General features: G+C 51.5%; 22 protein-coding genes. 12 read left to right on the top strand and 10 right to left on the bottom strand.

Annotated features, from left to right (window positions below; translation table 11 throughout):
* The first annotated feature begins 14 nt into the window (after window positions 1-14).
* Window positions 15-836 carry a quinoprotein dehydrogenase-associated SoxYZ-like carrier gene (locus FNL37_RS02865; RefSeq protein ID WP_159355063.1) on the top strand — a complete coding sequence of 274 codons (822 nt, stop codon included), beginning with the start codon at window positions 15-17 and terminating at the stop codon, window positions 834-836.
* Between the two features lie 82 nt (window positions 837-918).
* Here FNL37_RS02865 and FNL37_RS02860 read toward each other — a convergent pair whose 3' ends face one another.
* Entirely contained in the window at window positions 919-1,446 is a 528-nt protein-coding gene (locus tag FNL37_RS02860) for a cytochrome b (RefSeq protein WP_015830872.1), read from the bottom strand.
* A 259-nt stretch (window positions 1,447-1,705) separates the two neighbouring features.
* On the opposite strand from FNL37_RS02860, the gene FNL37_RS02855 reads away from it, so the two are divergent.
* From FNL37_RS02855 to lplT, 6 genes are all read left to right on the top strand, one after another.
* Complete coding sequence (locus tag FNL37_RS02855; protein WP_159355062.1) at window positions 1,706-2,617, top strand: quinoprotein relay system zinc metallohydrolase 2; 912 nt, start codon at window positions 1,706-1,708, stop codon at window positions 2,615-2,617.
* 158 nt (window positions 2,618-2,775) lie between these two features.
* Window positions 2,776-3,549 (top strand): energy transducer TonB, encoded by a 774-nt coding sequence (locus tag FNL37_RS02850; protein WP_159355061.1) that lies wholly within the window; start codon window positions 2,776-2,778, stop codon window positions 3,547-3,549.
* Between the two features lie 2 nt (window positions 3,550-3,551).
* Complete coding sequence (locus tag FNL37_RS02845; protein WP_013443066.1) at window positions 3,552-5,018, top strand: sensor histidine kinase; 1,467 nt, start codon at window positions 3,552-3,554, stop codon at window positions 5,016-5,018.
* Window positions 5,019-5,113: 95 nt separating this feature from the next.
* Window positions 5,114-5,566 carry a peroxiredoxin gene (locus tag FNL37_RS02840; protein WP_015830876.1) on the top strand — a complete coding sequence of 151 codons (453 nt, stop codon included), beginning with the start codon at window positions 5,114-5,116 and terminating at the stop codon, window positions 5,564-5,566.
* Window positions 5,567-5,601: 35 nt separating this feature from the next.
* Window positions 5,602-6,999: a PhoH family protein gene (locus FNL37_RS02835; RefSeq protein ID WP_015830877.1), complete on the top strand. Its 1,398-nt coding sequence runs from the start codon at window positions 5,602-5,604 to the stop codon at window positions 6,997-6,999.
* 60 nt (window positions 7,000-7,059) lie between these two features.
* A complete protein-coding gene (lplT, locus tag FNL37_RS02830) occupies window positions 7,060-8,223 on the top strand; it encodes a lysophospholipid transporter LplT (protein WP_013443069.1) in 1,164 nt (387 codons plus the stop codon).
* 93 nt (window positions 8,224-8,316) lie between these two features.
* Here lplT and FNL37_RS02825 read toward each other — a convergent pair whose 3' ends face one another.
* The 5 genes from FNL37_RS02825 to FNL37_RS02805 all read right to left on the bottom strand — a co-directional run bounded on the left by FNL37_RS02825 (window position 8,317) and on the right by FNL37_RS02805 (window position 13,900).
* Window positions 8,317-9,657: an NAD(P)/FAD-dependent oxidoreductase gene (locus FNL37_RS02825; RefSeq protein WP_159355060.1), complete on the bottom strand. Its 1,341-nt coding sequence runs from the start codon at window positions 9,655-9,657 to the stop codon at window positions 8,317-8,319.
* A gap of 21 nt (window positions 9,658-9,678) precedes the next feature.
* Window positions 9,679-10,218 carry a c-type cytochrome gene (locus FNL37_RS02820; RefSeq protein ID WP_159355059.1) on the bottom strand — a complete coding sequence of 180 codons (540 nt, stop codon included), beginning with the start codon at window positions 10,216-10,218 and terminating at the stop codon, window positions 9,679-9,681.
* A gap of 125 nt (window positions 10,219-10,343) precedes the next feature.
* Complete coding sequence (locus tag FNL37_RS02815) at window positions 10,344-10,850, bottom strand: c-type cytochrome (RefSeq protein WP_015830879.1); 507 nt, start codon at window positions 10,848-10,850, stop codon at window positions 10,344-10,346.
* A 123-nt stretch (window positions 10,851-10,973) separates the two neighbouring features.
* A complete protein-coding gene (locus FNL37_RS02810) occupies window positions 10,974-11,888 on the bottom strand; it encodes a substrate-binding domain-containing protein (RefSeq protein ID WP_159355058.1) in 915 nt (304 codons plus the stop codon).
* 134 nt (window positions 11,889-12,022) lie between these two features.
* Complete coding sequence (locus FNL37_RS02805; protein ID WP_015830880.1) at window positions 12,023-13,900, bottom strand: methanol/ethanol family PQQ-dependent dehydrogenase; 1,878 nt, start codon at window positions 13,898-13,900, stop codon at window positions 12,023-12,025.
* Window positions 13,901-14,178: 278 nt separating this feature from the next.
* On the opposite strand from FNL37_RS02805, the gene pip reads away from it, so the two are divergent.
* The 3 genes from pip (at window position 14,179) to trhO (ending at window position 17,578) form a co-directional block, all read left to right on the top strand.
* Window positions 14,179-15,129 carry a prolyl aminopeptidase gene (gene pip, locus FNL37_RS02800; protein WP_159355057.1) on the top strand — a complete coding sequence of 317 codons (951 nt, stop codon included), beginning with the start codon at window positions 14,179-14,181 and terminating at the stop codon, window positions 15,127-15,129.
* Between the two features lie 94 nt (window positions 15,130-15,223).
* Window positions 15,224-16,504, top strand: a complete 1,281-nt coding sequence (locus tag FNL37_RS02795) for a YhjD/YihY/BrkB family envelope integrity protein (protein ID WP_159355056.1) — start codon at window positions 15,224-15,226, stop codon at window positions 16,502-16,504.
* 114 nt (window positions 16,505-16,618) lie between these two features.
* The gene (gene trhO, locus FNL37_RS02790; RefSeq protein ID WP_041370559.1) at window positions 16,619-17,578 is read left to right on the top strand and encodes an oxygen-dependent tRNA uridine(34) hydroxylase TrhO; all 960 of its coding nucleotides are present in this window, start codon (window positions 16,619-16,621) and stop codon (window positions 17,576-17,578) included.
* 81 nt (window positions 17,579-17,659) lie between these two features.
* Here the strand turns inward: trhO and FNL37_RS02785 are convergent, their stop codons facing one another.
* The 4 genes from FNL37_RS02785 to FNL37_RS02770 all read right to left on the bottom strand — a co-directional run bounded on the left by FNL37_RS02785 (window position 17,660) and on the right by FNL37_RS02770 (window position 20,872).
* Complete coding sequence (locus tag FNL37_RS02785; protein WP_159355055.1) at window positions 17,660-18,148, bottom strand: hypothetical protein; 489 nt, start codon at window positions 18,146-18,148, stop codon at window positions 17,660-17,662.
* Between the two features lie 189 nt (window positions 18,149-18,337).
* The gene (locus tag FNL37_RS02780; RefSeq protein WP_159355054.1) at window positions 18,338-19,333 is read right to left on the bottom strand and encodes an LLM class flavin-dependent oxidoreductase; all 996 of its coding nucleotides are present in this window, start codon (window positions 19,331-19,333) and stop codon (window positions 18,338-18,340) included.
* A gap of 94 nt (window positions 19,334-19,427) precedes the next feature.
* Window positions 19,428-19,814 (bottom strand): VOC family protein, encoded by a 387-nt coding sequence (locus tag FNL37_RS02775; protein WP_159355053.1) that lies wholly within the window; start codon window positions 19,812-19,814, stop codon window positions 19,428-19,430.
* A 134-nt stretch (window positions 19,815-19,948) separates the two neighbouring features.
* The gene (locus FNL37_RS02770) at window positions 19,949-20,872 is read right to left on the bottom strand and encodes a LysR family transcriptional regulator (protein ID WP_015830887.1); all 924 of its coding nucleotides are present in this window, start codon (window positions 20,870-20,872) and stop codon (window positions 19,949-19,951) included.
* A 108-nt stretch (window positions 20,873-20,980) separates the two neighbouring features.
* Between FNL37_RS02770 and FNL37_RS02765 the strand changes: the two genes are divergently transcribed.
* Both FNL37_RS02765 and FNL37_RS02760 read left to right on the top strand, forming a co-directional pair.
* Window positions 20,981-21,730, top strand: a complete 750-nt coding sequence (locus FNL37_RS02765; RefSeq protein WP_159355052.1) for an SDR family oxidoreductase — start codon at window positions 20,981-20,983, stop codon at window positions 21,728-21,730.
* An 83-nt stretch (window positions 21,731-21,813) separates the two neighbouring features.
* Complete coding sequence (locus FNL37_RS02760) at window positions 21,814-22,602, top strand: SDR family NAD(P)-dependent oxidoreductase (protein WP_159355051.1); 789 nt, start codon at window positions 21,814-21,816, stop codon at window positions 22,600-22,602.
* Window positions 22,603-23,099: the final 497 nt, after the last annotated feature.

Genomic DNA, 23,099 nt, shown 5'->3' with positions numbered 1-23,099 from the left:
AAGGAGAAGAGGCCGTGGTCAAGCATAGTGCAGGTAATTCCAACATGATGTTGGGCAAATGGGTAATGGCAGGCATGCTGCTGGCATGTAGCACAGGGGCTTGGGCCGAGGCCTCGGACAAGTTGTGGCCTGTGGTGAAGGAGGCGTTTTTTGCCAACCGCACCATCGAAGAAGTGCCCTTCATACAACTCACCGGCCCGCGTCGTGCGGAAAGTGGCGCCCAAGTACCCGTCACCCTGACGGTGAACCAGTCACAAAGCCCGGCCGCCATCAAGAATGTGTACATCATCGTGGACGCCAACCCGATTCAGCTGGCGGCGACCTATCACCTGACGGAATTGCTTGGCAATCTGCAGCTCTCCACCCGCATCCGCATGGAAACCGACTCTTTTGTGCGCGCCATTGGCGAAACAGCGGACGGCAAGCTGTATATGTCCACCATCCAGATTCGCGCGGCGGGCGGCTGTGGTGGCTCGGTCGATGGCGATGAGGCTGCCATACGTGCGGCTTCTGGCAAGATCAAGCTGAATGTGGAATCGCCCGTGAAGTTTGGTCAGGCCACGCCCGCGACCTTTATCATCAAACATCCCATGTATACCGGCTTGCAACGCGACCTGGTTTCGCAAGGCTTCCGCCCTGCCTTCTATATCCAGAAAGCAGCATTCACATATAACGATCAGCCGGTGATGAGCGTGGATTTTGGCGTGGGCACCAGCGAAGACCCCTATTTGCGCTTTGATTTCACACCTGCGGCACCCGGCACACTGGAAGTCCAGGCTGAAGATAACGAGGGTGCCAAATTTTCGCAGCAGCTTGATGTCAAAAACGCCTCCTGATCATCGCAATTAACCATCAGGCCATGGCAAAGGGCAAATAAAAAAGGCGTCCTCAAGACGCCTTTTTTAATGGGATCCCCTTTTACAGCATGCGCTTCAGGGTTTCATCCTTATCCAGGAAATGATGCTTAAGAGCCCCCAATACATGCACGATAATGACTACCAGCAAGATCAAACCGATGACCTCATGCACTTCGGTAAACACATCCCGCAGCGCTTTGTCATCCAGGCCAGGGATCAGGGGCAGACCGAACCACTTGACGCCGAACTTGCTGAACGCACTCATGATCAAGCCGCTCACTGGTACCAGCACCATCAGCAAATACAGCGAATGGTGCCCAGCTTGTGCCAGCTTGCGCTCCCATGCCTTCAGGGTGCTCACCAAAGCGGGAGGTTTGTGGCCGATACGCCAGAAGAGGCGGAACAGCACCAGGGCAAACAGCGTAACGCCTATCGATTTATGCAGATTGAAGTAAAAGGCACGGTCTGGGGTTTCACGCGGCAGATCCGTCATGAACCAGCCGAGCGCGAACATTCCAAAAATTGTCAGCGCAATCAGCCAGTGGAGTATTTTGGCAGTCGTGGTATAGCGGGCAGCACTCATTTCCATTCTTTCTTTTGTAGGTTGGGGTTCTCGCACAAAAAACCATTGCATCCTGACCATGCAATTAAAGGTGGGTGCGCATACGCCAGCATAACAGCCGCACTGGCATTATGTGTTAAACCCGGGATTATCGGGAAAAGTTCCCTATCTTCCCGGCGCCAATTGACCATCGTCAGGCTTAATGCCAAGATGCCTGCCTGCCATGCCTTGGTGACATCTCATGTCGCCGCACGACACCGGTCATCATAACGAGGAGACTTTCAGGATGTGGCGATTTCTTCAGGGCTTGATTTTACTCGCGGTAATGCCGTATGCACAGGCAACCGCACTGACATTGACCGAAATCAGTCCAGGCGTGTATGTGCATCAGGGTGTACATGAGGACCTATCGGAAGGCTATCACGGTGACATCTGCAATATCAGTGTCGTGATAGGCAAGAACGGTGTCGCCGTCATTGATACCGGCGGCAACCTCAAGGTGGGGCAGGCCTTGCATGAGGCCATACGTCAGCTGACTCCGTTGCCTATTCTATATGTGATCAACACCCATGTGCATCCTGACCATGTTTTCGGCAACGCTGCATTTATTGCCGATCATCCGCAATTCATAGGCCATGCCAAACTGGCCGACGCGCTTGAGCGGCGCCGCGACAGCTATCTCCGCAGCAACCAGCAGTGGCAAGGCCAGGATTTTGCCGGCAGCGAAATCATCAAGCCAACGCTACCGGTATCCGACGCGCTTGAAATCGATCTTGGTGGACGCCAGCTGGCACTCAAGGCCTACCCTCCCGCCCATACCAGTACCGACCTCACTGTTTACGACACCCTCAGCCAAACCCTGTGGACGGGCGACTTGCTGTTCATTGAACGCACGCCCTCCCTCGATGGGGATATCAAGGGCTGGATCAATGCCATCAACCAGCTTAAGGAAGTTCCGGCAGCGCGTGCCGTCCCCGGCCACGGCCCGGTAAGTACCCATTGGAAAGAGGCGCTGAATGATGAACAACGTTACCTGCAAACCCTGCTGAACGATGTGCGTGCCAGTATCAAAAAAGGCGAGGTCATGGAAAAAGCCATGGATACCGCCGCCAGCAGAGAAAAAGGCAAATGGGCGCTGTTTGATATCGTCAATCGACGAAATGTGAATATTCTTTACCCGGCACTGGAGTGGGAATGATCGTAGAACTCAGGAAGACAAGAGAAGCCATGGCAGGCAGGCTGCAGAACTCCAGTTTCTATGGCAGAATCAAGGCCTTGCCCCAGGCAAACCAATACAATAAATCATAATAACGATGGCCTCCCGGCCCCTATCTGACTATTTTTGAGCGTGTGAACTTGGCAACTTACTCACCCAGCATCTCGGTGCCCTCTTACCGGCTTCAATGGGCGCTGATTATTTCCATTGCCGTTCATGCCATCCTGATCTGGCAGTTGCCCAATCTCAAATTTGACAGCCCGCCTGAACCGCAGGTGTTACAGATTGAACTCGCCCCACCAGTCAAAAAGCAACTGGAATCGCCAGTAGAAGCGCCAGCCCCTGCGCCTGAGCCGCCAAAGCCAGAGCCCGTGGTCAAGCCGGAAGTAAAACCCCAGCCCAAACCGGTGATCAAGCCCTCACCCGAGGTTGCCCCTCCCCCTGTGGAGCGCAAGCCTGACCCCAGCCCACCGGTGATGACCGCGACGCCGCAGCCCGAGGCCCCGAAAGCCGAAACGGCACCTGCTCCAGCCCCAGTTGCAGCAGCCCAGCCCGCTCCAGCGGCCCCGGCTGAACCACCGAAAGTAGCCGCGCCCAGTCAGCAAGATCTGGATGCAGCCAAAAATGAATTCGGAAACAGCGTGTTTAACGTGCTGGCCAAATACAAGAAGTATCCCAACATCGCACGGCGCAACAATATGCAAGGCACCCCTGTATTGGAGCTGGAGCTGGACGCCCAGGGGCACATCATCAATGGCCGCATCAAGCAGTCTGGGGGCTATGAGGTGCTGGATCGCCAGGTCCTGGATATGTATCGTCAGGCCCTTTCCTCGCTGCCGATTGCTCCCTCTACCTTGCAGGGCAAGATCACCACACTGAGCATTCCCATTTCGTTCCGCCTGGAAGAACGTTAGTCATGGCAAAACCAAAATCGCTGAAAGACCTGCTGCTGATACACGAGCTTGCTTTCATCATGCTGGTTTGCCTGGCTGGGGCGGCCGGCGGTGTGGGCATTCATCTGTGGGATAAATCCTCCCATGAATCGCAACGTATCAATCTGCTGATTCAGGAAATCCAGCAGACGCGGGGGGACCTGTATCGCCAGATGAAAGAGCTGTTCGATGCTTACTTTCTCAAAGACCCACAAGCCAAAGATGAGTACGACGCGTATACCGTCTCGGTGGGCGCCCACTTCGTCAAACTGAACAGCCTCGCCGTAGGCGACGAGGAACGCGCTGCTATCGACGAACTGAGAAAAAGCTATGCGACCTTTATCACGGAAACCAGCACCATCTTCAATCACCAGAATGAAGTTTCTGACGAGCTGATTGAAAAAACGCTGAACTCCAACCTGGAATCCGGCATTTTCCAGCGCTACGAGATTGTGTCAGCACGGGCTGAACGCCTGCTATCCCTGAAGCAGCAGGAATTGCAGCAACGGCTGGATGAATCCAAGCGCACCTCCCTTACCCTGCTGACCATCCCTATCCTGCTGGCAACATTGCTGCTGCTGTTTTCACGGGTATTTTTGAAGCGCGCTATTGTTCTGCCCATCAAGGCCTTGCTGCACGCGACCACCGAAATCAGTGCAGGCAGGCTGGAGCATAAAGCGCCCCGCAGAGGTGCGGAGGAGTTAGCCACACTCTCCGGCGCGATCAATGACATGGCCGACAAGCTGACACAAAGCCAGGATGCGCTGATTCGCACCGAGAAGCAGGCTACACTGGGCTTGCTGGTGCCCATGCTGGCGCATAACATTCGCAACCCGCTCGCCAGCATTCGTGCCTCGGCGCAGGTCGCAGACAGTGCCGAGCTGGATCAGGATACCCGTGAATCGCTGCGCGATATCATCAGCACCGTTGACCGGCTGGAACGCTGGACTGGCTCGCTGCTGTCCTACCTGCACCCCATGCAGCCGCAACCCACACTGAGCAAGCTCAGCCAGATCATTCAGGGTTCGCTCTCGCCCTTGCAACAAAAGCTGGCAGAAAAATCCATCGAACTGGAATTACCGGCATGGGAAAAACAGGATGACAGCATTTACACCGATGAACACCTGCTTGAACAGGCGCTTTACAACTTGTTGCTGAATGCCATCGAAGCCGTGCCTAACCACTCCAAGCTGGAAATACATGCCGATCTAAGCCGCGAAACCGTGCGCCTGATGATTGCGGACCGCGGCCCGGGCATGCCGTTCACACCAGACCCCCATGCCATCAGCCCTGGCCCTTCGACCAAGCGCTTTGGGACCGGGCTAGGCATTCCCTTCGCGTTCAAGGTATGTGATTCCTTGCTGGGGCGCATCACCTTCAGCCCGCGCAAAGGGGGAGGCACCTTGATCGAGATCGAGCTGCCCCGCTTCCACCAACCCGCTGTTTCTTAACGCCTGTAAAAAATCTTTTCGATTCACCCATATCGGGCTTGCCTTATAGCGCGTTTTTAACAACAATGGAGACGTGTATATGCCACCCCATACTTATGTTGAACCAACCCGTTCCTGATTTTGAATTACCTTCGACCAGTGGGCAGTTCAAGCTTTCTGAGTTCCTCGGCAAAACCCTCATTGTTTATTTTTACCCCAAGGATGCAACGCCAGGTTGTACTACGCAAGGTATGCAATTCCGCGATCGCTACCCGGAGTTTCAAGCTCTGAACGCAGTGATTGTGGGTATCTCGCGCGACACCCTTAAATCCCACGAAAAATTCAAAGCCAAGTTCGAGTTCCCCTTCGATCTTCTGGCCGACACGGATGAATTGGCGTGTTCTCTGTTCAATGTAATCAAGATGAAAAAGATGTACGGCAAGGAAGTACGCGGCATTGAGCGCAGTACCTTTGTCATCGACAGCTCGGGCAAGCTGGTGCACGAGTGGCGCGGCGTCAAAGTGGAAGGCCATGCGGCTGAAGTACTTGATTTCATTAAATCGCTTTAACGCACACTCAATCTCAACCTGGGGAATATAAGCTCATGGCTAAAAAAAGTGTCACAAGTACCAAACTGTTTGTCCTTGATACGAACGTACTAATGCATGACCCTTCCAGCCTGTTTCGCTTTGAAGAGCATGACATTTACCTGCCCATGGTCACGCTGGAAGAGCTGGACAACAACAAAAAGGGCATGACCGAGGTTGCCCGCAATGCCCGCCAGGCGAGCCGTAACCTGGAAGAGATCGTGGGCACCAGCCTCAACAATCTGGATGATGGCTGTCCGCTGGCGATCAATGGCAACAAACACCTGAGCGGCCGCTTGTTCATGCAGACTTCGGCAGTGAGCATCGACCTGCCTATGCTGGCCGGTAGCAAGGCTGATAACCAGATTCTGGGCGTTGCGCTCGACCTGCAGAAAAAGCAACCTGAACGCCAGGTTATCCTGGTCAGCAAGGACATCAACATCCGCATTAAGGCCCGCGCTATCGGCGTGGCTGCAGAAGACTATTTCAACGACAAAGTACTCGAAGACACCGACCTGCTGTACACCGGCATGCGCGAACTGCCAGCCAATTTCTGGGAAAAGCACAGCAAGGAAATGGAATCGTGGCAGGATGCCGGCCGCATGTTTTACCGCATCACCGGACCGATCTGCAAAAGCCTGCTGGTGAATGAGTTTGTCTATTACGAATACGAGAAACCTTTTCATGCCATCGTCCGCAGCCAGCAAGGCAATACCGCGGTGCTGGAAGTGGTCAAGGATTACACCCAGCACAAAAACAGCATCTGGGGCATTACCGCCCGCAACCGTGAACAGAATTTCGCGCTTAATCTGCTGATGGATCCGGATGTGGATTTCATCACGCTGCTGGGCCAGGCGGGTACTGGCAAAACACTGCTCACCCTGGCTTCTGCCTTGACGCAAACGCTGGACAAGAAAATCTATAGCGAAATCATCATGACTCGCGTAACCGTACCAGTGGGGGAAGACATTGGCTTCCTGCCAGGTACGGAAGAGGAAAAGATGGCACCATGGATGGGCGCTCTGGAGGATAATCTGGATGTACTCAACAAATCCGACGAAGATGCCGGGGAGTGGGGCCGCGCGGCGACACAGGATCTGATACGCACCCGTATCAAGATCAAGTCGCTCAACTTTATGCGCGGACGTACCTTCCTGCACAAATTCCTCATCATTGATGAAGCGCAGAACCTGACCCCGAAACAAATGAAAACACTGATTACCCGTGCCGGCCCCGGGACCAAGGTGGTTTGTCTGGGCAATATTGCCCAGATTGATACGCCTTACCTGACAGAGGGCAGCTCTGGCCTGACCTATGTTGTCGACCGCTTCAAGGGTTGGCAGCATAATGGCCACGTTACCCTGGTACGCGGTGAACGTTCACGCTTGGCAGATTTTGCTGCCGAGGCTCTTTAGCCAGCTCTAAGCTGAAATGGAATTAAAATCGCCCGCGCTTCGGCCGGGCGACACCCTGCGATGAATCTAGGTTTTTATATCATACTGCTGGCGCAGTTTTTGTCTGCATTGGCAGACAATGCTTTGCTGTTTGCCGCTATTGCCCTGTTGCAGCAAATGCAATCCCCTGACTGGCATACGCCACTGCTGCAGGAGTTCTTTGTTATCTCCTATATTGTGCTCGCCCCCTTCGTCGGTTCCATTGCCGATGCTTTCCCCAAAGGGCGAGTGATGTTTATTTCCAATGGCATCAAATTCATAGGCACCATTGCCATGATTTTCGGTTTGCCACCGCTTTATGCCTACGGCATCGTCGGCATAGGCGCAGCGGCTTATTCGCCGGCCAAATATGGCATTCTCACTGAATTTCTCCCCCCCAACATGCTGGTGAAAGCCAACGGCTGGATGGAGGGCTCTACCGTGCTTGCCATCATTCTGGGGGCGATCATCGGCGGTAAACTGGCGAGTATTGATGTACAGATGACGATGTGGATTATTACGGGCCTGTATCTGGCCGCCGCCACATTCAATATGTATATCCCCAAGCTACCTATTGACCACAAGCTGCCCAAACGTAATCCACTGTATATCTTCAAGGATTTCTGGCACTCATTCAAAGTGTTGTGGAAAGACCCCATGGGGCAAGTATCATTGGCCGTCACGACGCTTTTCTGGGGCGCTGGTGCCACGCTACGGCTGGTTGTACTGGCCTGGGCCGCTGTAGCACTGGACTTCGGCCTGGAGCACGCCACCCAGCTTACGGCTATGGTGGCGGTGGGGATTGCTGTGGGGTCGGTATTTGCTGCCAAGTACATCAAGCTTGAAGACTCTATCAAAGTATTGCCAGCCGGCATTCTGATGGGCTTGCTGGTGATGGCGATGGTGCTGATTCATGACTGGCGTGTCGCCAGCGGCCTGCTGTTCTTGATTGGGGCATTGAGTGGATTCTTCGTGGTGCCGCTCAACGCCTTGCTTCAGCATCGGGGACACTTGCTCATCGGCGCAGGTCACTCCATCGCAGTGCAGAATTTCAATGAAAACCTGGGAATACTTGTACTGATCGGCGTGTATGCCCTCATGGTCAAGGCTGAGCTTTCCATTAACCTGATCGTGATTGCCTTCGGCTTATTTGTCAGCCTCAGCATGAGTGGGATCTATCGCCTCTATAAGCTGAAAACATTTTGATGCTTAGCCAATAACCAGCTAACACACCATCAAAAGCCCAATAAAAAAGCCTCAGTTTCCTGAGGCTTTTTTATTGCTAACCGCAATCGTGCATTAATGCAGTTTGACGTGCGGCTCGGTACGACGGGTAATCATACGTGCCAATGTCTGTAAGAACACGGTGAAGAAGCCATGCAGTGCCATCAAATGCATCTTGTAGAGCGACTGATACATAAAGCGCGCAAACATGCCTTCAATGAACAGGCTGGAACCGCCTACGGAGCCCATCAGGTTACCAACGGTCGTGTATTTGCCCAGGTTAACCAGTGAGCCATAGTCGCGGTAGGTGTACTCAGGCAGGGCCGTAGCCTTGCCTGCCACACGCTTCTTGACTGTCTTGACCAGCATGGAAGCCTGCTGGTGAGCAGACTGCGCACGCGGTGGCACATTCTCATCATGCCCAGGCCAAGGACAGGCGGCGCAATCGCCAAAGGCAAACACATCATCATCCAGCGTGGTTTGCAAGGTGCGACGCACCACGAGCTGGTTGATACGGTTGGCCTCGAGCCCATCCAGCTGGCTCAGGAAATCCGGCGCCTTGATACCTGCCGCCCAGACCACCAAAGAAGACGGGATAAAACGCCCGCTATGGGTGTAAATGCCCTTATCGGTCACTTCGGTGACGCGCTCACCCGTGTACACATGCACGCGCAGCTTGCGCAACTCGAGCTCTACCGACTGGGAGAGACGGGGAGGCAAGGCAGGCAGCACGCGATCACTGGCTTCAATCAGCGAGATTTTCACATCGCGATCTGCGTTGATCTTGTCCAGGCCATAGGCCGCCAGTTCGCGTGTGGTGTTATGCAACTCCGCAGCAAGCTCAACGCCGGTAGCACCAGCGCCGACGATGGCGACTTCAAGCTGCCCCGCTTGCAATGGGACATTTTGCGTATGGGCACGCACCAAGGCATTATGCAATCGCCGGTGGAAACGCTCCGCCTGATCCTGGGTATCCAGCGCAATGGAATGCTCTCTTGCGCCAGCGATACCAAAGTCATTCGTCGTACTCCCGATGGCAATGATCAGCGTATCGTACTTGAAGGTGCGGCGCGGGATGATTTCCACGCCATCTTCATCGTAAAAAGGCGCGATATACACTTCCTTTTTAGCACGATCCAGACCGTCCATGCTCCCCAGGCGAAAACGGAAATGATGCCAGTGCGCCTGAGCGAGATATTCCAGCTCATGCTTGTCCGGGTTCATACTGCCTGCTGCGATCTCATGCAGCAGAGGCTTCCAGACGTGCGTACGGGTACGGTCAATCAGCGTGATTTCCGCCTTACCCTTGCGCCCCAGCTTATCTCCCAGGCGAGTAGCAAGCTCCAATCCACCTGCACCACCGCCGACAATGACGACGTGGTGCAAACCCGAACCTGACTCTACTTGCGATTGCATAAATGATGCCTTTCTTATTTGCTATGACTCGTTACCTGTCGCCGTGCCGTGGCTACGTATCCAGGCTATTATTTTTAGCAGTTCGTCCGGGGACAAACCATTTGATGGATCGGTAGGATCCATCAAGCCCTTACCTTTTGCTCCCATACCACCGTTGGTACCATGCCACACGGTTTCAAACATACCCTTATTAGTGGCATCCTTGGCGTAATTATAGTTGGGACCTGTCAGATTGGGGCCAACCTGACCTTGCGCGTCAGCACCGTGACATTGTGTGCATGAATACAGTTGGAAGAGTTTTTTACCCTTGGCGATCGCGTCTTGATTACCGATGTAGGGGTTTTTGCCTGTCGTCATAAATTCTTTGGCTTCAGCCGTATCAAACAACTCGGCTTTGATGGTGAGTGGAGAACCATCTTGAGTAGTAACAAACTTGATCATTTCACCAGATGAGGCTGCGGCTGCCTTATCACCACCGCCTGCGCTATCGCCTGATTTACCACAGCCAGCCAAACTAGCCAGCAAGATAATACCCAGAGTGCTTAGTGTCGTTTTTCGCATTGATACTCTCCTCTAACGTTATTGATTTTACTCCAACAGGTATTGCTACACATAAAAAAAGCGGTCACCGCTTTTAACAATGACCGCTTTTATTTTAATTAGTGCCGAATTTTAGCGATAAGCGCTTATTCGTTACCAGTGAATGTCTTGCTGTGAGTTCTCACCCAGGCAACAATCTTCAACACTTCATCTGGTGTCAGGCCGTTTTCTGGATCGGAAGGATCCATCAAGCCTTTACCCTTGGCACCCATACCGCCGTTAGTACCGTGCCAGATCGTTTCAAACATACCCTTGTTAGTGGCGTTCTTGGCATATTTGAAGTTAGGACCATGCAAGCTTGGGCCTACAGCGCCTTCAGCCTGACCGCCGTGACATGCAGTACATGAATACAATTGGAACAACTTCTGACCGCGTTTTGTTGCAGCTTCATTGCCAATGTAGGGGTTCTTACAGGTATCCAGGAATTGCTTTGCTTCTGGAGTATCAAAGGCATCAGCCTTGATGTCCAGCGGCGAGCCGTCCTGAGTCGCAACCAATTTACATTCGGCGCTAGCTTGCAGTGGAAGAGTCAATCCAACCAGAGCAAGCATAGAAACAAATAACGTCGCCTTAACTACCTTATTGCCTAACATGTCATCTCCTCGTTTGAAAATAGAGCTACAGTTTGATCATGCCAAACCATGACCAACTTGTAATACGTATAACGAACAGGCGTTATGTACGGTTGACCCAAGCAACCTGATAACGCCAATTCATTATTCGAATTTCGGAATTACATCACCGCGCGTTTCGCGTTTCTTTTCAACGCTATCACCGGGAACGACATCCAGATGTGGAATACCAAAATCATCCAGAATCTTCATGATGTCCGCATGCCGACGATCCAGCACTTCCTGAATCATGGCCAGACGTTCCTTGTCTTTCTTGCGCACAGCCACTGAAATATTCCAGTACTCCTTGCCATGCACATTCGTATCTTCATACTCAGGTACTGGCACAACGACCAATGGAACTTTGGACTGTTTGGCATAATACCCACCAATTGGTCCCCAGACAATGGCGATATCAATATCGCCTTTGACCAGATCGTCAATCATGAAACTGGGCGGCAGATTCAAGTCACGTTGAATACGATAAGGACGGGCGTTTTCCATCAGACCTTTATCGTAAATTGGGCGAGATGGCGGGGTTTGACCAACCACACCAATGATGCCTTTACGCAGATCAGGGGAGTCCCAATCCGTGATGTTCAGATTGCTCTCCTTACGTGTAACAAAGACATAGCCCGAACGGTAGTATGGCTTCGAAGTCAGCACCATATCGTTGCCGGCCACGGTCCCCATAATCACATCACATCGGCGCGCATTCAATGTGTTTCTGATGTAGCCCATACGGTCATACCAGAATTGATACGATAATTTTTTGCCCAGATCCTGCGCAATCAACTGGGCAATTTTATTCTCAAAACCTTCTTGTCTTGAGTTTGAATAAGGCAGGTTATCCTGGTCTGCACAAACTTTGAATTCGGTTGGATCATCAATACGGGAAGGTTCACCACCACGACCAACGTTCGGATCGACTTCCAGCGTATTTTCATCTGCAGCAAATGCACTATTTGCCAGAGCAGTGAAAAGTAAAACCAGTGATACTTTTTTGAAATTAATCAGCATTACCTTTGTCCTCGTGTCTGTTAGCGGCCTATTTTATCTTCTTATAATAATAAAAAGCACCCCGCCGGAGCGGGGTGCTTATATGACACACTAACTAACGGTTAGTTCTGTAAATATTTGAATTTCTTCAACTATTACAGGCTGAACACGTTCAGTGCACCGCCGCCAGGAGCAGCGTTGTACTTGGTCAGTTCCTTGTAGCCACCAGCAGCACCCAGTGCGTCGGTGTCATTGGTCATACCAAGGTTCATCGCTACGCCAGCCCAACCGCCGATACCGGACAGTACGCCAACGTATTGCTTACCCTTGTGGCTGTATGTGAAGGCATTGCCGATCACACCAGAACCAACTTGGAACTTCCACAACAGCTTACCAGTTTGTGCATCAACTGCCTTGAAGTCACGTTCCAGTGTACCGTAGAACACCAGGTCAGAAGCAGTAGTCAGAACACCACCCCATGACGAGAACTTCTCTTTGTTGTACCAAACTGCTTTACCCTTCAATGGATCCCAGGCTTCGAAACCGCCCATTACGCCATCTGGACCAGCAAACATGGTCAGAGTAGCGCCAACCCATGGTTGACCAGCAACGTACTTGGACTCAACTGGCTCGTAAGTCATACATACGTGGTTCAATGGGATGTACATCAGACCAGTGCGTGGCGAGTAAGCCATTGGCTGTTGGTCCTTAACACCCAGAGCTGCTGGGCAGATGCCCTTGGCATTGTAATCTTGGTGAGTAGAAGCCTTAGCATCCTTATGAGGAACGCCGGACTTCAAGTCAACGTGGGTAGCCCAGTTGATGAAGGGGTGAGCTTTTTCAGCAACCAGCAGGGTGCCGTCAACAGCGTCAAATGTGTAGTTGAAACCGTTACGGTCAGTGTGGAATGCGTACTTCTTGCCACCCTTTTCGAACAGAACAACTTCGTTGATGCCGTCATAATCCCACTCATCGTGAGGAGTCATTTGATAACCCCACTTAGCGATACCGGTGTCCAGATCGCGAGCGAAAATAGTCATGGACCACTTGTTGTCACCAGGACGTACGTCTGGGTTCCAAACAGATGGGTTACCAGTACCGTAGTACACCAGGTTCAACTTAGGATCATATGGCCACCAGCCCCATACGGAACCGCCGCCGTGTTCCCAGCCGTTTTTAACAGCTTGTGGCTTCAACCAGGTCTTAACGCCCAGGTCTTTTTCAGGGAACTTCAGTTGGTCTTTGGACAGAGCCTTGAAAGAACCGCCTTCTTTGTTACCACCGTTCACGTCTTGGTATACAGACAGAGCGCTGTAGTGTGGGTTAGCGCTGTTGAAATCAGCACCAATCAGCACTTCGCTGTCAGGACCAGTGGAGTAGGCCTTCCATGCCAGGGAGCCGTCTTTCAGGTTGTAAGCAGCGATAAAGCAGCGAACACCGAATTCAGCACCGGAGCAACCGGTCAGAACCTTGTCCTTGATAACGTGAGGAGCGTTGGTGTTAGTAGCACCGACCTTAGGATCAGTGTTCTTAACATCCCAAACCTTGGCGCCAGTCTTAGCGTCAAGAGCAACCAGCATGCCGTCATTTTGTTGCAAGAAGATCTTGCCGTCGCCGAAGCCCAGACCGCGGCTTACGTTATCGCAGCACAGAACAGCTTGTACGGATGGGTCTTGCTTAGGGAAGTACGACCAGATGATCTTTTGGTTGTCGTTCAGGTCCAGAGCGTAAACGTTGTTTGGGAATGCAGTGTGAACGTACATCACACCGTTAATCACCAGTGGGGAGCCTTCGTGACCACGGTTAACACCGGTAGCGAATGTCCAGGCAGCCTTCAGGTTCTTAACGTTACCCTTGTTGATTTGATTCAGGGTGCTGTATGCATTGTTGTTGTGCTGACCGCGTGGGTGTGCCCAGTTGTTTGGGTTGGCCATCGCAGCCTCTTGGTCTGCAGCAGCAGAAGCAACCATAGGAAGAGCCATGCTCATACCGATTGCCACGCCCAGAGCCAATTTAATCTTGCTCATCTCCATTTTAAATCTCCATAGTTGTTACTACTAAGGGTTTAATCAAAGCGCTAACTAGATAACAGCCACCTATTTATTGTTATAGGTTTTTACGGCATATTTAGTTGTTGCTCTCACTCACCTTATAAGTGAGTTGATCCGAATATTAGATCACTCCAAAATGTTTTGCAATACTCTATTTACATTTTATTTACAATTAAGTTTTTCCCTTGTGCAGAATGAGTTTTTCCCTAAATTCCCAAATAATCATCACCAAATAAAACAAAGAGTTACCTTATACCCACATGAATAATTCGCATACTTACAATTTGTTTCCAGAAATTCTCCCGTACCGCAGTGACTGGCTAAATGTATCAGCCAGGCACCAGATCTATTTTGAGGAGTGCGGCAACCCTGCCGGCCCTGCGGTGATATTTCTGCATGGGGGTCCAGGCAGCGGCTGCAATCCGGCGCAGCGCCGATATTTCGACCCGGCGCATTACCGCATTATTCTGCTGGACCAGCGGGGATGCGGGCGCAGCCACCCTCATGGCGGCACGGAAGAGAACACAACGGATCTGCTCGTCAGCGATATCGAGCAGCTGCGCGAACACTTGGGCATTGATCGCTGGCTGGTGTTTGGCGGCTCCTGGGGTAGCACGTTGGCACTGTGTTATGCGATTGCACATCCTGACAAAGTACGCGGTCTGATATTGCGCGGCATCTTTCTCAGCCGACCATCAGAGCTCGATTGGTTTCTGGGCGATGTGAAACACTTTTACCCGGAGGCGTGGCAAAAGCTGCTGGCCTATCTGCCAGAAGAGGATCGTGGCGATGTGCTGCAGGCTTACGGCAAACTTGTCTTTAATGATGATCCCGCCATCAGCGCCCCAGCCGCCACGCGCTGGAATGCGTTTGAAGGCAGCATCATGACGCTGTTGCCCGGCAAGAATGAAGGCTCGGCCAGCAATGAAGTGCAAATTGCACGTGCCAGAGTGCAGATCCACTATATAAAGAATCTGTGCTTTGTCGGCCAGCGGGATTTGCTGCAAGAGGCCAAAGTCCTGGCACACATTCCCACTGTGATTGTGCAAGGCCGCTACGACATGGTGTGCCCGCCGATTAGCGCCTATGAACTGCATGCAGCCATGCCTCATGCAGCGCTGCATATGGTGCCGGATGCCGGGCACTCTGGCATGGAAGCAGGCACGCTCTCGGCATTGGTGGCGGCCACCGAAGAGTTTAAAAAGCTGTAAGCATGACGAGCCAGCTTATACACTTGCGGCTGGCTCGTTATCTAAGGTTTAATGCAGCCAGCATTTCCATCCACGCAACTGGCGCAAGGTTACTTTGGCTATCAAGCTCAATCAGGTAAAAGACATAGGCAATCACCCGGCACTTGCCATGCCGCTCAACGCCTACGCCAGGCGGCGGTATCGCACGCCCTTTTTCATCTTTCGCGAGACCCTGAGCGCCTTCCAGCTGCATAACGGCTTCAGCATTTCGGCATCGTTATCCTTTTATGCCATGTTTGCGCTGATCCCCATGGCGCTGCTGATTTTTTTCATGCTGAGCCATCTGGTGGTGTCATCCAACTACGCCATCGTCAAGCTGGCCATCCTTACCAGCAACCTGGTGCCCAAGTTCAGCCACCGCATCATGATCGAGGTCTATAACGTATCCAAACACCAGGCAGTGTGGGGGGCGTTTGGCATGTTCGCGCTATTCTGGATTGTGACGCCGCTGGCAGGCGCATTGCGCTCGGCCTTTCACACCATAGCCTCCATGGTGGAAGAGCCCTCCTTCATCAAGCGCAAATTCAAGGATGTGATTGGCGTACTTGGCATTCTGCTGCTGTTCTTTATCTTTACCCTCATGGGGCTGGGGCTGGAAAAGGTGATTGATTTTTTCAATCCATCCGCCACGCACACCAAGCTGATTGATAACGTCAGCTCCATTGTCATCTGCACCGTGCTGATCGCCATTTTTTATCGCATCTTTTTCCCGGCACGCATTTCACTTAAAAACATCCTGATCGGCTCAGCCATTACCGGCATCATGTGGATTGCCATGCGCCCAGCCTTCGGCCTTTTTCTTTCGCTGAATCAGTCTTATGACACGGTGTTTGGCGGCATGAAAAACATGTTCATTTCCATCGGCTGGCTGTACTACACGTTTGCTGTATTTCTGCTCGGCACCGAGCTGATCTCCACCCTGCACAAAAAAGACGTGTTATTGCTGCGTGGTTTATTCGGCGAATTGCCCAAGGACAAAGAACACTACCTGCAGGAGCTGATGAACCGCTACGGCAAAATCTACCAGCGCGATGAATATGTCTTCCGCCAGGGCGAGCATGGACTGGATCTTTATTACATCGTCATGGGCAAGGTGCAGCTGATCTTCCCTGGCGGCACCATTCGCGAGATTGGGCCTGGAGACTACTTTGGTGAAATGGCCCTGCTTACCGATAGCCCACGCGTGGCCGATGCCAAGGTAATCACCGACCATGCCGATGTTGTGATTATCAGCGCCGACAACATCGAAACCCTGCTCATGGGTGAGCCCAAGGTCGCCATGCGCTTTCTCAAGCACATGGCGCGCCGCCTGCAGCATAGCAACCACACGCTGTAAGCCTGCGATTTTTCAGTATAAATTCCGGTAAAATGCCGACCTTAACCCGCCAAACCATTTAACCTTGTTTCAAACATGGATTATCATAGCGGGATTACGCAGGAGACCTTTGCAGTGCCCGATATTATTGTTGCCGCCCTATATAAATTTGCCCCGCTGGATGACTACCAAACCATGCAGCCCGGCTTGCTCGATCTATGTAACGCCCAAGGCCTGAAAGGCACATTGCTGCTGGCCGCTGAAGGCATTAACGGCACTGTGGCCGGTAGCCGTGAAGGCATCGATGCCATGCTCGCCTATCTGAAATCAGACCCGCGCCTGGCTGACCTGGAGCACAAAGAATCCTTCGCCGAAGAAATGCCGTTTTACCGCATGAAAGTGCGCCTGAAAAAAGAGATCGTCACCCTCGGCGTGCCTGGCATAGACCCCAATAAAAAAGTCGGCACCTATGTGAAGCCCGAAGACTGGAATGCGCTGATCAGCGACCCGGATGTCATCGTCATCGACACCCGCAACGATTACGAATACGACATCGGCACCTTTAAAAACGCGCTGGATCCGCACACCACCACTTTCCGACAATTCCCCGAGTATGTGAGCAAGAACCTCGACCCCAACAAACACAAAAAGGTCGCCATGTTCTGCACCGGCGGCATACGCTGTGAAAAAGCCAGCGCCTTCATGCTGGAGCAAGGCTTTGAGAACGTCTACCACCTGCAAGGCGGCATTCTCAAATACCTGGAAAACGTGCCCAAGGAAGAAAGCCTGTGGGAAGGCGAATGTTTTGTGTTTGATCAGCGCGTGGCCGTCGGCCATGGCTTGGCATTAAGCGAGTACGACCAGTGCTACGCCTGCCGCCACCCCATCTCGCCCGAAGAAAAAGCATCCCCGCACTACATGGCCGGCGTGTCTTGCCCACACTGCTACGACAAAATCTCAGACGAGAAAAAAGCCCGCATCCTGGAGCGGCAAAAGCAGATAGAGCTGGCAAAAAAACGCGGCGAAGCCCATATCGGCGACGCGGCCAAAACCAAGCTGGAGCAAATCAAAGCCACCAAGCATCACGAAGAATAGCCTCACAAGCTTCACCAATAAAAAAGCGCTGCATAGTCAGCGCTTTTTTATTGGGATGTACTGCACTTTCAAAAAATTGATCTAAGGCGTGGTGACTGGAGGCGCACTGGGATCACTCGTCACGGGTGGCGCACTGCCATCAGGCGAACTGACCGGCGGAGCACTACGAATAGTCGACGTCGCCGGCGCCGTTTTACCGGACACAGGTGGCGCGCTGGTCCCGGTCACGGGAGGCGCACTTGCTGGGGCCTGGTTGGAAGGAGTGGCCGTTGGATTTGCAGGTGAAAAAGTATCCGGCGAGGTAGAGTCTGTCCCGGGCGAACGCTGTGAGCCAGCAGGCGCAAAAGTATCGGGTGAAGAAGGCTCAGTACCCTGACGCGTGCCAGTCCCTGCAGGGGCCACAGTATTAGGCGAAGGAGATGTCGTTGGCGCGGGAGAAGTCGTCGCCCCTGTGCCACCACCGCCGGCTGGCGCCCCTGCCGCACCACCGCCCGCCGCCACGCCACCCGCCTGCAGGCTGGCGCTCCATATCAATATCATTCCAATAGACCATAAGCGAATCAACTTCACGGCGTGCTCCTTAAGGTTTCGTTTCGTAAAAACTAAACCTTGAAGAGGCAGGGAGCCATAAGCTAAACGCTGAAGTGGCTGTCAGAAAGTGTTAGCTCTTCAATAAAATTCGAGCAACACCGTTGGTGGAGAAAAATTCCCCCAGCATCTTCAACCTCTTATTAATTCAAGATGTCTTGTTAGTTGAGATTATGCAATGACGAAATTTTCGTGAAGATTCGCAACAATTTCATAAGACCGAAGACGGGTAGCATGATCGAAAATTTGCGATGTAATCATTAATTCATCCGCCTGAGTTCTGGCAATAAATGCATCGACTTCCTCTTTGACCTTATCTGGGCCACCTATCGCTGAGCATGAGAGTATTTGGCTGAGGAGTGCACGTTCAGCCCCGCCAATTTTCTCCAGGTAGTTATTAATCGGCGGAGGAAGCTTTGAGGGATTTCCTGTGCGCAAGTTAATGAATGCTTGTTGCATTGACGAAGCTAGCAAATTTGCGTTTTGGTCAGTATCCGCTGCGATGACATTAAAGCCGAGCATGACATAGGGTTTGCTTAAGAATTTTGAAGGCTTAAATGTAGCTCTGTAAACCTCAATGGCCTGCATCATTTGTGCTGGAGCAAAATGAGATGCAAATGCGTACGGCAAACCAATCGCTGCGGCGAGTTGGGCACCATAGAGACTTGATCCAAGAATCCATATGGGAATGTTAAGCCCCGTTCCTGGCACAGCCCGAACAGGCCCTCGCGGTTCATCTGAGAAATAATCTATCAGCTCCATGACATCTTCAGGAAAATCGTCTGCGTCAGAGGATAGATTGCGCCTCAGCGCACGTGCCGTCATTTGATCCGATCCTGGTGCCCGTCCGAGCCCAAGATCAATCCGTCCCGGGAATAAAGACTCCAATGTGCCAAACTGTTCCGCGATGACTAATGGTGAGTGGTTAGGTAGCATAATGCCACCCGCCCCCACGCGAATCGAGAAAGTCCCCGCTGCTACGTGGGCAATCAAGATAGAGGTAGCTGCGCTGGCGATACCTGGCATTCCATGATGTTCAGCCAGCCAAAAACGACGAAATCCCCAGCGCTCCGCATGCTGCGCAAGATCCAATGTGGCTTGAAAAGATTCGGCCGCAGTACGGCCTTGTGCAATGGGAGATAGATCCAGTACAGAAAAATGAGACATTCGGCTTCATGTGCGTCGTAAGTGAATGTTTGGACAATGATTATGTTAGAAAGGTCTATTCACGTGAAAGTATCGCTGTGGAACTGCACTCCTCTTAATTGCTTTCAGAATTCCCAATATTGGGTTGGTGGCACACCACCTCAATGTTGTGGCCATCCGGACCAAAGACAAAGGCAGCGTAATAATTCTCGTGATAATGCGGGCGCAAACCCGGCGGCCCATTGTCTTTTCCGCCTGCTGCCATTGCAGCAACATGGAATGCGTCTACCTGACTGCGATTTTCCGCCGTAAAAGCAAGGTGCATGTGAGAGGGTTGCACCTTTGTCTCGGAAAGCCACAGCGAAGGCTTATTATTTCGGCCAATCCCTACGCTGGATGGCCCTTCCATCGCGATTTCACCCCCTAACGGCTTAAGCGCTTTTAGATAGAATGCCGTGCTCTCGGCCAGATTTGTAACACCAATACCGATGTGATCGAACATTGCGACCTCCATATCATGGATAGATATTATGAGCTCCCAGCTCAATTGGATGTTCTGTCATCCAGATAAAACTTTTCCAAATTAAAGAGGATGGTTTTAATTTGTACTGTCGACGCAAAGAAGCCATTTGCGATTTAAATGGCTGACCACCGTTTTGCTAAATCTTGCTTCCTGAAATGTTCAATGACAAAGTCAATGAACACTCTCGTTTTGGCGGGCATCAGTTTTTTCGCGGTAAAGTAAATGGATATCTCACCTCCTTCGCTATACCAGCCCGGCAACACCCTCACCAGGCTACCATCTCGCAAATAGGGCGTAGCGTGCGGCATTGGTACATGAACTATGCCCAAATCCATTAACGCCGCGCGGCAAAGTGCTTCTGGATCATTCAAGATCGCGCGTGGCAATGGCTCTACAGTCACTTGCTCACCCGTCTTCGTTCGGAGGTGCCAAGGCGTTACACGATTAGTAGTCTGAGAAAAGCGCATCAAGGTATCAAATGTATATAAATCCTCAGGGGTCTTGGGCAAGATTTTATTCTTGAGATATCCCGGCGATGCCACGAGGATGAGATGCACTTTCGCCAACTGTCGCATCACAATACCCGGCGAAATCTGAATGCCGCCGCCTATAGCCACATCAAACCCTTCTGCAATCAGGTCTACCTGTCGATTATCAAAACGCCAGTCTGGTTTTATATCCGGATACAACCTTAAGAATTCCCCAAGTAAAGGAAGTATCTGATCACGACCAAATGCCATCGCCATTCCTACTTTAAGCGTGCCCGCTGGCTTGCCTCCTGCATTGCTAGTATTGGCTATCGCGGCCTGGATCGTATCCAACCCTCCAGCCACTTGTTGCAAGAACTGCTCGCCGGCCTCCGTCAGTGTCAATTTTCGGGTGCTACGCTGAAACAATCGGACTCCCATATCCGCCTCAAGTTTCCCCACGTTTTTGCTAACGCCACCCGCCGTCATACTTAACCTTCGGGCGGCCGCTGAAAAGCTACCCAGTTCTGCACTTCGTACAAATGATTCAATGCCACGTAGGGTTTCCATAATGACCTTCTACTTTTGGTATAAAGTCATTCTACTTATACATGACTAGTACGCAAGCAATAACATGCCCATACTGAACTCATCATTCATCACAAGGGAGTTCTCATCATGAATCGTTTTCAACATAAGGCAGTATTAGTGACAGGCGGCAATAGCGGCATCGGCCTTGCAACGGCTCAGGCTTTCAGTAAAGAAGGCGCCCGCGTTGTGATTACAGGAAGAGATCAGAAAACATTGGATGAAGCTAAGAAGTCGCTGGGAGAATCCGCCATTGCATTGCAAAATGATGCAGGCGATCTCGCCGCAGCTAAAGCATTGGCAGAAGTCATTTCTAATGCGAATATCAAACTTGATGCCATTTTTATCAATGCCGGCGTGGCCAAATTCGCATCCCTGGAAGACGCGGATGAAGGCCTGTGGGATATGACATTCAATACCAATATCAAAGGTGCCTATTTCACCATCCAGGCACTACTCCCCTATCTCAATAAAGGCGCGGCCATCATTCTGAATGGATCCATCAATGCCCATATTGGCATGCCTAATTCCAGCATCTATGCTGCCAGCAAGGCCGCATTGATTTCTTTGGCTAAGACCTTATCCGCTGAACTTGTTGGACGTGGCATCCGCATCAATGTAGTGAGTCCAGGGCCAGTGGTAACGCCACTATATGGTAAGTTGGGTATTCCTGCAGAACAGCTGGATGCGGTAGCTTCAAGCATAGAAGCTCAAGTGCCGCTCAAGCGGTTTGGTACACCAGAAGAAGTAGCAAGTGCAGTGACTTATCTTGCCTCTACGGATGCAGCATTTATTGTAGGGACCGAGCTGATTGTAGATGGCGGCATGAGCCAATTGTAAATCCGCAACTTATCTGACCCATCAATATAAATAGTCGATTTCGCGCATTCCCACCTGTTACATATTTTCAAAAGGACATCATCGTGGATCTTAAATTAAATGGAAAACTGGCATTAGTAACTGGCAGTACAGCCGGCATCGGATATGCCATCGCTGCCACTCTGGCACGCGAGGGGGCCAAAGTCATCATTAATGGCAGGACACAGTCAGCTGTTAACAAAGCAATAGCTGAAATCAAAACCAGCACCAATACTGAAGTCCTTGGTTTCGCAGGCGACTTAAGCACAGCAGATGGAGCCGACGCACTATTCAAACAATATCCCAATGTAGAAATCCTGGTGAATAATCTAGGTATCTTCGAACCTAAGCCGTTTGAAGAAATCCCCGATGCCGACTGGATACGATTTTTTGATGTAAATGTATTGAGCGGAATACGGTTATCACGCATGTACCTACCCTCCATGAAACAAGCAGACTGGGGCCGCATTATTTTTATCTCCAGTGAAAGTGCGATCCAGATACCCGCCGAAATGGTGCATTACGGCATGACCAAGACCGCCCAGATTGCCGTAGCAAGAGGCGTGGCTGAAACCGTGGCAGGCACAGGCATTACCGTCAATAGCGTGTTACCGGGGCCAACAAAAACGCGAGGCGTGGTAGATTTTGTGGATGCTCTGGGACAAGACGGACAGACGTTTGAAGAATTCGAAAAAGAGTTCTTTGAAAAAGCGAGACCCACCTCATTAATCAAGCGCTTTGCCAGCCCTGAGGAAGTCGCCTCTCTCGTGGCCTATGTCGCTAGCCCGCTAGCATCTGCAACAACAGGCGCAGCCTTGCGGGTGGAAGGTGGCGTATTGAAGGGGGCGTTTTAACATCCTTTGCAGCACCTTGAAGCCCCTTCACAGTTGATTGTGCAAGAAGGGAAGCCCATCTTGCATGTGCCGCTACCAGTGCTTTCTTTTTTAAAATTCTCACCTGATCACTATCTATGCTTTACGGTGACTAGCTGCATACGCTGGCTCTATTAAAAAAAAGCAAAGTACAAAAGAAAAAGGGGTTACGCTTTCACGTAACCCCTTGTTTATTTTGGTGGGCCTCCTCGGAGTCGAACCGAGCACCAACGGATTATGAGTCAGAAGATAACACATTAAACCATTGATTATAATATGAAATCAATATTATCTAAGGGTAACCAACATTAATTTAATATCAGTAATTTAGCGTAATTGTTATTAACCTAAAAAAACTGAGTGGTGTACTGAATTTGCACTGGCATCCTTTAATGAAACGATACAGTGTACCGGCAGAAATGGACCAAAAGGCATCCAGTCAGCACCCAGCATTTCGTCGTTTAAAGACGGAGACACAT

The sequence above is a fragment of the Methylovorus glucosotrophus genome (genome assembly GCF_009858335.1).
Taxonomy (GTDB): domain Bacteria; phylum Pseudomonadota; class Gammaproteobacteria; order Burkholderiales; family Methylophilaceae; genus Methylovorus; species Methylovorus glucosotrophus.
Note: the sequence above shows the minus strand (reverse complement) of the source record. Positions and strands in the feature narration are given on the sequence as shown.